Annotated in this window: 10 protein-coding genes; 8 read left to right on the forward strand and 2 right to left on the reverse strand. The window is 64.6% G+C overall.

Going from position 1 to position 10,178, the window contains the following annotated elements; all coding sequences use genetic code 11:
• Both MR825_RS10580 and ilvA read right to left on the reverse strand, forming a co-directional pair.
• The coding region (locus MR825_RS10580; protein ID WP_441328116.1) for a ribulose-phosphate 3-epimerase at positions 1-378 on the reverse strand (378 nt) is incomplete at its 3' end.
• A 351-nt stretch (positions 379-729) separates the two neighbouring features.
• Positions 730-1,950: a threonine ammonia-lyase gene (gene ilvA, locus MR825_RS10585; RefSeq protein ID WP_186907769.1), complete on the reverse strand. Its 1,221-nt coding sequence runs from the start codon at positions 1,948-1,950 to the stop codon at positions 730-732.
• Positions 1,951-2,094: 144 nt separating this feature from the next.
• Here ilvA and MR825_RS10590 point away from each other — a divergent pair, with 144 nt between their 5' ends.
• The 8 genes from MR825_RS10590 to MR825_RS10625 form a co-directional block, all read left to right on the forward strand.
• Positions 2,095-2,754, forward strand: a complete 660-nt coding sequence (locus tag MR825_RS10590) for a 5-bromo-4-chloroindolyl phosphate hydrolysis family protein (RefSeq protein WP_256176071.1) — start codon at positions 2,095-2,097, stop codon at positions 2,752-2,754.
• A gap of 44 nt (positions 2,755-2,798) precedes the next feature.
• Positions 2,799-4,001 (forward strand): toxic anion resistance protein, encoded by a 1,203-nt coding sequence (locus MR825_RS10595; RefSeq protein ID WP_186907767.1) that lies wholly within the window; start codon positions 2,799-2,801, stop codon positions 3,999-4,001.
• Between the two features lie 93 nt (positions 4,002-4,094).
• Positions 4,095-4,658 (forward strand): hypothetical protein, encoded by a 564-nt coding sequence (locus MR825_RS10600; protein WP_287880671.1) that lies wholly within the window; start codon positions 4,095-4,097, stop codon positions 4,656-4,658.
• A gap of 9 nt (positions 4,659-4,667) precedes the next feature.
• Complete coding sequence (locus tag MR825_RS10605) at positions 4,668-5,723, forward strand: TPM domain-containing protein (protein ID WP_287880673.1); 1,056 nt, start codon at positions 4,668-4,670, stop codon at positions 5,721-5,723.
• A 106-nt stretch (positions 5,724-5,829) separates the two neighbouring features.
• A complete protein-coding gene (locus MR825_RS10610; protein ID WP_287880675.1) occupies positions 5,830-6,510 on the forward strand; it encodes a response regulator transcription factor in 681 nt (226 codons plus the stop codon).
• A complete protein-coding gene (locus MR825_RS10615; RefSeq protein ID WP_287880677.1) occupies positions 6,507-8,309 on the forward strand; it encodes a sensor histidine kinase in 1,803 nt (600 codons plus the stop codon). The genes MR825_RS10610 and MR825_RS10615 overlap by 4 nt, the downstream gene beginning before the upstream one ends.
• Positions 8,310-8,416: 107 nt before the next feature.
• On the forward strand, positions 8,417-9,292 hold the full coding sequence (locus MR825_RS10620; RefSeq protein WP_256176077.1) for a DUF975 family protein: 876 nt from the start codon (positions 8,417-8,419) through the stop codon (positions 9,290-9,292).
• Between the two features lie 158 nt (positions 9,293-9,450).
• On the forward strand, positions 9,451-10,178 hold a 728-nt coding region (locus MR825_RS10625), incomplete at its 3' end, for a putative ABC transporter permease (RefSeq protein ID WP_287880678.1).

The raw sequence follows: 10,178 nt of genomic DNA on the forward strand, positions 1-10,178 counted from the left end.
ATAGGGGAGGACCGCTTCGGCCTTCGTGATGGGCCGCAGGGCCACCGCTTTCTTCACCCCGCACCGGTCCATCTGGCGCAGGGCCTCCCGAATGCGGGTGGGGTGGTCGGCCTCCAGATGGACCGAGAGCAGGTCGGCCCCGGCCTGGGCGAAAGCCTCCACATAGCGCACCGGCTTGTCGATCATCAGGTGCACGTCCAGAAACAGGTCGGTGCATTTGCGGATGGACTGCACCACCGGCACGCCGATGGTGAGGTTGGGTACGAAGCAGCCGTCCATCACGTCCACGTGGAGCATGTCGGCGCTGGACACCCGGGCGATATCCCGCTCCAGATTCACAAAATCAGCGGAGAGGATGGAGGGAGAGATTTTAATCATTTTTTCACCACTCCTTGGTCGGTTTTTCAGAAAGTTCTGCTAAAATGGGCCATACCGCCGGAAGAAGGGCGGGGCACCGGGATGCGGGGTGCGACATAGGATACGGCAAGCGGATGACGCCCCGGGACGGCTGCCGGTCCTCCCCAGGCGCCTGCGCGCCGGCTCCCACAAGACCCGGCCCGGCGGCATGGGCCCCGGAACAGCGCGCCGCATCATATAGATGTCCAGGGGGGACCGTGTCCCCCCTGGACTGAGACGATGCCCCAGGCGGAAGCCGCTTTCCTGAGAAGGCTGCGCCCCGCTGCGCGCGGGCGGTCTGCAGCCGGTTGGGACGGGCCGTCCCCCTCTGGACTAATGGTAGAAATCGTTGGTGTGGCATTCCCGGGCCTGGTAACCCTCTTTGCACAGGGCGTCCAGGATCGCCCGCTTGTGGGTGTGGCCGAAGGCCTCCAGCGTCACCCGCAGCTCCACGCCGCTCTGGCGGTTGATATTGACGAACTGGTTGTGCTCCAGCTTGATGATATTGCCGTTTTCCCGGGCCACGATGGAGGCCACCCGCAGCAGCTCGCCGGGGCGGTCGGGCAGCTGCACCGAGAAGGTGAACACCCGCCCGCGGTTGATGAGCCCGTGCTGCACCAAGCTGGCCACGGTGATCACGTCCATGTTGCCGCCGGAGAGGACCGGCACCACGTTCTTGCCCTTGCAGTCCAGGTGGTTCAGGGCGGCGATGGGCAGCAATCCGGCGTTTTCCACGATCATCTTGTGCTTTTCCATCATATCCAGAAAAGCGTCCACCAGCTCGTCGTCGTCGATGGTGATCACATCGTCGATATTTTTTTGGATATAGGGGAAAATCTGGTCGCCGGGGGTTTTGACCGCCACGCCGTCGGCGATGGTTTCGATCCGGGGCAGGGTGAGCACATGTCCGGCCTCCAGACTGGCTTTCATGGAGGCCGCGCCGGTGGGCTCCACGCCGATGACGGTCACGTTGGGGTTGAGCAGCTTGGCCAGAGTGGACACGCCGGTGGCCAGTCCGCCCCCGCCGATGGGCACCAGGATCACGTCCACGTCGGGCAGGTCCTGGAAGATCTCGTAAGAGATCGTGCCCTGGCCGGTGGCGACGGCGGGGTCGTTGAAGGGGTGTACGTAGGTCAGGCCCTGTTCCTGGGAAAGCTGGGCGGCCAGGGCCGCGGCGTCGTCGAAGGTTTCCCCCTGCAGGATGACCTTGGCCCCGTAATCCTTGGTGTTGTTGACCTTGACCAGCGGCGTGGTGGTGGGCATGACGATGGTGGCCTCCACTCCGGCGGCCTGGGCGGCGTAGGCCACGCCCTGGGCGTGGTTGCCCGCCGAGGCGGTCACCAGCCCGCGGGCCTTCTCTTCCTCGGACAAGGTGCTGATCTTGTAGTAGGCGCCCCGAATCTTATAGGCCCCGGTGACCTGCATGTTTTCCGGCTTGATGTATACCTGGTTCCCGGTGGCCCTGGAGAAGGCCTTGCTGTAGACCAGGGAGGTGTTCAGAATGACCCCGGACAGCACGGCGCGGGCTTCCTTGAACTCTTTCAGAGTGAGCATAGCGGGCAGACTTCCTTCCAATCTATAAGTAGTAATATTCTAATGAGTTTTCCCGGCAAAGTCAACGTGTTCTTGACACTCCCGCCGGGCAGGGGGTACAATAAAACCAACTGGGGCGCTGCCCCGTGGATGGAGGCTGTGCCGATGGCGAAGATCGTGAAAAAATCCCCCGTCCCGCTGTACCTAACGGCGGCGTTGTGGATCGTGTGGGCGCTTCTGGGCCCGATGTATGCCCTGTGGCACTTCCTCCTTTTGGCGGGGCTCTCCATCGCGGTGTTTTGGGCGGCGCGGCGCCTGTTCCGCGACCGGGTGCTGGTGCTGCCCGACCCGGAGCCGGAGGCGCCCAGCGAGCCGGTGACGACCGGAAACCCGGAGATGGACGCCCTCATGGCCGAGCGGGACAGGGCCGTCTCCGAGATGCGCCGGCTCAACGACAGCATTGAGGATGCAAAGATCTCCCGGCAGATCGACCATATGGAGCGGGTGACCCAGAAGATCTTCGCCCATGTGGCGGAAAACCCCAAAAAGCTGCCCCAGATCCGGCGCTTCCTCAATTATTACCTGCCCACCACCCTCAAGCTGCTCAACGCGTATGACCGCATGGACGACGCGGGGGTGGCGGGGGCCAACATCGACGGCACCATGGGTAAGATCGAAGCGATGCTGGACACGGTGGTGCTGGCCTACGACAAGCAGCTGGACGCCCTGTTCGCCGACGAGGCGCTGGATATTTCCACCGATATTACCGTGATGGAGCAGATGCTCTCCCAGGAGGGCCTGGGCGGGACGCAGCTGGGCCGCTGAACGGTGAAACAACGACTTGATGATAACAATGGAGGATGAAGACCATGACGGATCATGCCGATTTTACCCCTGAACTGACCCTTTCCCCCGATTTGAATACCGCCGCTGCCGCCGCCGAGGCCCCCAAGGCGCCGGAGACCCCCAGCCTGACCCTGGACCCCACTGTGGCGGTGGACGAGGCGGCCGCCCAGAAGGCGCGGGACGCCAAGGCGGTGCAGCTGGACGAGAGCCAGCTCACTGAGGCCGAGCGCAAAATGGTCAACGACTTTGCGCAGAAGATCGACATCACCGATTCCAGCGTGGTGCTCCAGTACGGCGCGGCGGCCCAGAAGAATATCGCGGGCTTTTCGGAAAATACGCTCAATTCCGTGCGCACCAAGGATCTGGGCGAGGTGGGCCAGGCGCTGTCTTCCCTGGTGGTGGAGCTCAAGGGCTTCGGCAAGGAGGAGGAGAAGGGCGTCTTCGGCTTCTTCAAAAAGAAACGCAACGAGCTGGAGGCGATGAAAGTGGCCTACACCAAGGCGGAGGCCAATGTGGACAAGATCGTCCAGGTGCTGGAGAACCATCAGGTGACCCTGATGAAGGACATTGCCATGCTGGACCAGATGTATGACCTGAACACCAAGTATTATAAGGAATTGACCATGTATATCCTGGCGGGTAAGAAGCGCCTTGCCCAGGTGCGGGAGAACGAGTTGGAGCAGCTGCGCAGAAAGGCCGCCGAGACCGGCGCCCAGGAGGATGCCCAGGCCTACAACGACCTGGCGAACATGTGCTCCCGCTTTGAGAAGAAGATCCATGATCTGGAGCTGACCCGCATGATCTCCATCCAGATGGGGCCTCAGACCCGCCTGATCCAGAACAACGACAGCCTCATGCTGGAAAAGATCCAGTCCTCCCTGGTGAATACCATCCCCCTGTGGAAGAGCCAAATGGTGCTCTCCCTGGGCCTGGAGCACTCCCGCCAGGCCACCGCCGCCCAGAGCGCGGTGACCAACATGACCAACGAGCTGCTGCAGAAGAACGCCGACATGCTCAAGATGGGCACCATCGAGACCGCCAAGGAGGCCGAGCGCAGCGTGGTGGATATCCAGACCCTTCAGCACACCAACCAGCAGCTCATCTCCACGCTGGACGAGGTCATGAAGATCCAGCAGGACGGCGCCCAAAAGCGCCGGGAGGCCGAGGTCGAATTGGGCCGCATCGAGGGCGAGCTGAAGCAGAAGCTGCTGGAGCTGCGGGGGTAGACGGGTCAAAAAAGCGGTCATGGCGCCGTTTGGGCAGCGCCCGGGCCTTTGGCGCGGAGACGCGAGCGGAATTCTGCAAAGCAAGGTGAGCCTATGAAGTTTCTGAAATCCTATACCGGGGCCCTGGTGGTGCTGGCGGCGGTCATCGTATTGTCCGCCCCCCTGGGATGCCTGCGTTCCGTGAACGCCCAGCGCGCCCAGGTGCTGGAGCTCTTCGCCCAGGGCGGGCAGGGGGACGGCGGTTCGGTGGCCTCCGACCTGCAGGACCGTATCGGCACGGCGCAAAATCTGCTGACGGTGGCCCGGCGGTACCCGGAGACCGACGGAATTTCCGACCTGGAAGGGGCCATCGCCTGGGCGCAGGGCAACGCCGACCCGGACAAGGGCGCCTTTCCGGAAGCCGACGTGAACATGGGTGCGGTATGCGCCCAGGTCATCGCGCAGCTGCGGGCGGCGGGCGTGTCGGAAAAGGACGCCCAGTACCTGTACGGGTTTGAGGCGGAGCTGTCCGGGGCCGCCGACCGCATGAGCCGGGATGAATACAGTAAAGCGGCCGACCGCTTCAACCGCAAGGTGCTGGGGCGCTTTCCCGCGGTGCTGCTGCGAAATCTGGGAGCGGTCAAGGAACTGGCTTTGGTGGCTGATGTGAATGATTAGGAGAGAGCGATGAGAAAAACGAACTTATCCGCGCTGCTCTGCGCCCTGCTGTGCATGGCGCTGCTGACGGCCCCGGCGCTGGCAGTGGTGCAGGCGCCCGAAAACACCTACGTGGGGGATTATGCCGGCGTGCTGAGCGACGCCACGGAGGATTACATCATGACCCAGAACGAGACGCTGACCGCGGCCACCGGCGGAGCGATCGTGGTGGTCACGGTGGACTTCCTGGACGGCATGGAGATCGACGATTACGCCTATGAGATCTTCAACGACTGGGGCATCGGAGACGCGGACGCCGATAACGGACTGCTCCTTCTGCTGGCCATCGGGGAGGAAAACTACTATGCCCTGCAGGGCAGCGGCATCCAGAATGCCCTCACCGCGTCCAAACTGGACGATTATCTCTGGAACTACTTGGAGAGCGACTTTGCCGCGGGGGACTATGATGCCGGGGTACGGAAGGTCTTTGACGCGTTCTACGACTGGTACGACAGTTATTACGGCGGCCTGAGCGCCGGTCGGGGCCAGGGGAGCGGCGGTGCGGGGAACGAATTTGATTATTATCCGGAACCGGCCGGCCCAGGCGCAGTGACCACCGTCGTGGGCTCCATCGGGGCGTTGCTGGCCGTCGTTGCGGTGGTGCTGCTGATCGTTGTGGTCTGTGTGTGTGACGGCATGCGCTACCGGCGTTACCGCAGACGTTATCTGATGCCGGGCATGCCGCCCCCGCCCTACATCTACCGGCCCTTTCTCTTTGGGCGCCCGCACCGCCCGCGCCCGCCCCGGCCGCCCCGCGGCCCCGGCGGGTTTGGCGGTCCCGGCCGGCCGGGCGGCTTCGGCGGAGGACCCCGCCCGCCCCGGGGCGGCACGTTTTCGGGCGGCTTCGGGGGCGGCGGCTCCCGCGGCGGCGGCGCAGGCCGCAGGCCGGGCGGCTCCTCCTTTGGCGGCGGATTCTCCGGCGGGTCCTTCGGCGGGCGCGGCGGGTTCGGCGGCGGCTTCGGGGGCGGCTCCCGGGGCGGCTTCGGGGGCGGCGGCTCCCGCGGCGGCGGCGCAGGCCGCAGATAACGACAAAAATTCCCCGGAGCCCGGCTCCGGGGAATTTTTCGTGCGGCGGTACGACACAGAACGGACATAAGATTGAGGTAAGATATCCGGGAAAGGAGCGGAGCGCATGGGTTATCAAGTACTTCTGGCGGAGGACGAGGCACGGATGCGGGATATCGTGCGGGACTATCTCGCCGCCCATGGCTGGGCGTGCGACCTGGCCCGAAACGGCGCCGAGTGCCTGGACCTGCTGCGGGACCATGATTACGACGCGCTGCTGCTGGATGTGCTGATGCCGGAGCTGGACGGCTTTGCCGTCTGCCGGGCGGTGCGGTGTGGCAGCGGAGTACCCATCCTGTTCCTCACCGCACTGGGCGGGGAGGAGGACGTGCTCCGGGGCTATGCCCTGGGCGCGGACGACTATGTGACCAAGCCCTTTTCTCTGGCGGTGCTGCTGGCCAAAACGGAGGCGCTGATCCGCCGGAGCCGCGGTCAAAGCGCGGACGGACGGCTGCGCTGCGGAGCCATTTCCGTGGATCCGGGCCGCCGCGTCTGTACAGTTAGTGATCAAACGATCAAATTATCCCCGCGGGAATATGAATTGCTCCTGTGCCTGCTGCACAATTCGGGAAGAGTCCTCAGCCGTGCCCAGCTGCTGGATAAGGTTTGGGGCCTCGACTGTGACGGAGACGAGCGGGCGGTGGACGTGCGCATCAAGAGCCTGCGCGCGGCCCTGGGGAGCGCCGGAAAGCAGATCAAAACCGTGTTCAAGGCGGGGTATCAGCTGGAGGAGGCGTGCGAGGGATGAGGCGTTTTTGGAGCGCGGGGCCCCGGAGGCTGCGCTGGAAGCTGCTGCGGCCCCTGGGCGGGACGTTTGCCCTGCTTTGGCTGGGCACCATGGCCCTGCTGACGCACAATACCTGCCGGGAGCTGGAGAGCAGCGCCAAAGCCGCGGCCCGTTCCGCCCAGACGAGTCTGGAGGAGCACTGCGAATTCTATGAGAACAACCTCGCCAACGGACTGGGGGACGAGGCGGCGAACATCCTGCGGAACAACCTCAGCTCCCTCTCGCTGGGGCAGGTCAGCGAAATGGACGGAGGGATGGCCCTGACGGCCCGGACGGAGGCGGGATATGTCCGCAGCCAGCTGGCCTGGGGCTGGGGCCACCGGGAGGGCGTGGACATCGGCCAGCGGTGGTACATCTCCCTGGACGAGGGGCTGGACGACCGGGGCCAGCTGGAGCTGGCCCGCTGGATCGTGTCCCACCGGTCGGGGTGGGAGTACGCCGTCTACCCGCCGGACGACCGGGAGGGCGCCTGGAGCGGGGACGGCTCCTTTGCCCGGATCACCGGGCTGGAGCGGCCGGGCCACGCCATCGCCGTGCAGAAGATCGAGATCATCCATCCCGACGGCACGGCGGACACCATGGTGGAGACCGCCCTGGAGGGGGCGGGCGAAACCTGGGACTTCGCCTACCTGCAGGTGCGCAGCGTGCTGCTGCCGTCCTGGAGCAGCAATGGGAAGGACGGTTCCGTCAACATGGAACGGCGGCTGGCCTCCTTCCGGGAGGCCCAGGCCATCCTGGAGCGGAAGATCGCCGGGGCGGAGCGCTCCGTTTGGAAGGACGGGGGGTTTGCCCTGGGGAGCACAATGGGCAACACGGTGCTGCAGTATCTGGCCGTTCAGTGCGACGTGCTGCCCGCCGCGCTGAAGCAGGAGGCGGGGCTGTACCTCAGCACGGGCCTTTTGACCCTGATCGTCCTGCTGGTTTTGTCCGCGCGCCTGTCCAGGCAGGTGACCGGGCCGGTGGAGCAGCTGTGCGCCCGGGTGGCCGAGGGAGCGTCCTGTCCGGAAAACGGCCCCATCCGGGAATTGAACGCCCTGGCGGCGGCGTTCCATTCCGACCAGGCCAGACGGGAGGCGCAGCTGACCCGCGAGCGGGACTTCGCCCGGGCGGCCGCCCATGAGCTGAAGACCCCGTTGGCTGTGCTCCGTTCCCATGCGGAGGCCCTGCGGGAGGACATCGCCCCGGAAAAGCGGGCGCAGTATCTGGATATTATCCTGGATGAGAGCGACCGAATGGGCGCGCTGGTGGGGGAGATGCTGGACCTGTCCCGGCTGGAGGCGGGTGCGGTGCGTTCGGAGGTCCTGCCGGTGGAACTGGCGGAGCTGGCGGAAGAGACCCTGTCCCGGCTGGCTCCAGGCGCACGAGCCAAAGGTGTGCGCCTGGAGCCCGACCTGCATCCGGCATTGGTGTCCGGCGACCGGGCCCGGCTGGAACGGGTCCTCTCCAACCTGACCTCCAACGCCCTGCGCCATTGCCCCGCCGGGGGCGCGGTGCGGGTGCAGACCGAACGGGTCCGGGGGCAGGCGGTGCTTACGGTGGAGAACGACGGGGAGCCGGTCCCGGAACAGGACCTGCCCCGCCTGTGGGAGCCCTTTTTCAAGGGAGACCGTTCCCGCAGCCGGGCCCGCGGCGGGGCCGGGCTGGGGCTGGCCATCGTCCGCGCCGCCGTGTTGGCCCATGGGGGAAGCTGTACGGCGGAGAATATCCCCGGCGGCGTCCGGTTCCAGGTGCGGCTGCCCGCCTTGCAATCGGAGCGGTAGTATGGTACAATACCCGCATAGCGGCTCTTGTGCCGATTGACCGACGCCGCAGGCCGCTGCGCGGTCCTGGCAGGAGCGTTCAAACAGAGATTGCGAGGGATCTTGGAATGGGATTCAACCGACCGGAAGCCAAATTTCAAGCCAGAAACGCCATGCGGGGCGCCTATCCTCACCCCATGCTGGTGACGCTGGTCTATGTGCTGCTGACCAGTGTGCTGGCCAGCGCCATCATGTACTTTGTGAACAACCCCTTTCAGATCGCCTACATGTATCTGCTGGACGGCATCTATGACCCGGAGACGATTTTTCACTATGTGTTCCTCCCGGGCCGGGTTGCCCTTTACGCAGTGCTGGAGCTCCTGATCTCTCTGTATACCTGCGTCATGGGCTTCGGGTACACCTCTTACAGCCTGCGCCTGGCCCGCGGTGAGCAGCCGGGCTACCGCAACCTGATGGACGGTTTCGCACGGATCGGCCGTGTGCTGATCTGCGCCATCCTGATCAGCGTGTTTACCGGATTATGGACCCTGCTGGCCATGATCCCCTATCTGGCCGTCATGATCCTGGCCGCGGTGCTGGACAGCGGCGTGCTCATCGCCTTGGCGGTGGTGCTTTGCATCGCGGGCGTTGGCTTCGGCATCGCGGTGAGTTACCGTTACCGCCTGGCCTATTATTTGCTGCTGGACGACCCGGATATGGGGAGCCTGGAGGCGATTTCCCGCAGCAAGCAGGCCATGCGCGGCTGGAAGGGCTCTTTGTTCGTGCTGGATCTGTCCTTCCTTGGGTGGATTCTGCTGACGCCCTTTACATTAGGCATTTTGGGGTTGTGGCTCAACCCCTATATGGGGGCCGCTGAAGCCAATTTCTACGATTACGTGGTCCACGGCGCGTTTGGCCCCCAGACGGCGGAGGGCGGGCCGCAATCCGGCGGGTACGGACCCAACTACGGCGGCCCCACGAATGACCCGGGGCAGCCCTTTTAAGCTCCGGCAGCTGGCGCTTACCGCGGCTCCGCGCGGAAGAAGGCTTGAAAGCGCGGGGGAGCGCGGATCGGGATCGAAAAAGGCCCACCCTGCTGTGGTGGGCCTTTTTTGTGGCTTGACGGGAAGACGCCGGGTTTCCCGGGGAGGGAGGAGAACGCATGTACAGCGGATATGAGCTTTTATGGATTTTCTTTGTTTATGCGCTGCTGGGCTGGTGTACCGAGGTGAGCTATGCGGCCCTGGTGACGGGGAAATTCGTCAACCGGGGATTCCTCAACGGGCCAGTGTGTCCCATTTACGGCTTCGGCGCGGCCATTATTTTCCTCTGCCTGGAGCCGCTCAAGCAGAACCTGCTGCTGCTCTTTCTGGGGTCGGTGCTGCTGACCTCCCTGTTGGAGCTGGCGGCCGGATTTGTGCTGGAGAAGCTCTTCCATCAGCGCTGGTGGGATTACTCCGACGAGCCCTTCAATCTGGGCGGCTATATCTGCCTGCGTTTTTCCATCGCCTGGGGGCTGATCGGGCTGTTCGTGGTGGATCTGCTCCATCCGACGGTGATGCTGCTGGTGCGCCTGCTGCCCCATACGCTGGGCGTGGTCCTGCTGGCCTGCTTCGGAGCGGTCATAGCGGTGGATCTGGCGGCCACAGGCAGCTCCATCGCCAGGCTCAACCGCCAGCTGAAGCAGATCGACGCATTGGCCGGGCGGATCCGGGAGCTGTCCGACGAGCTGGGCGAAAATCTGGCGGACAAGGTGCTGGAGGCGGCGGAGAAGGGGACGGCCTGGAAAGAGGAGCTGGACGAGCAGACCAAGCAGCTGCGGGTCGATGCGGCGGAACGGAAGGAAGAACGAAGCCAGGAGCGCTTACGGCGCAGGCGGCAGCGGCAGCA

Source organism: Lawsonibacter sp., assembly GCF_022777125.1.
In the GTDB taxonomy this organism is placed as follows: domain Bacteria; phylum Bacillota; class Clostridia; order Oscillospirales; family Oscillospiraceae; genus Lawsonibacter_A; species Lawsonibacter_A hominis.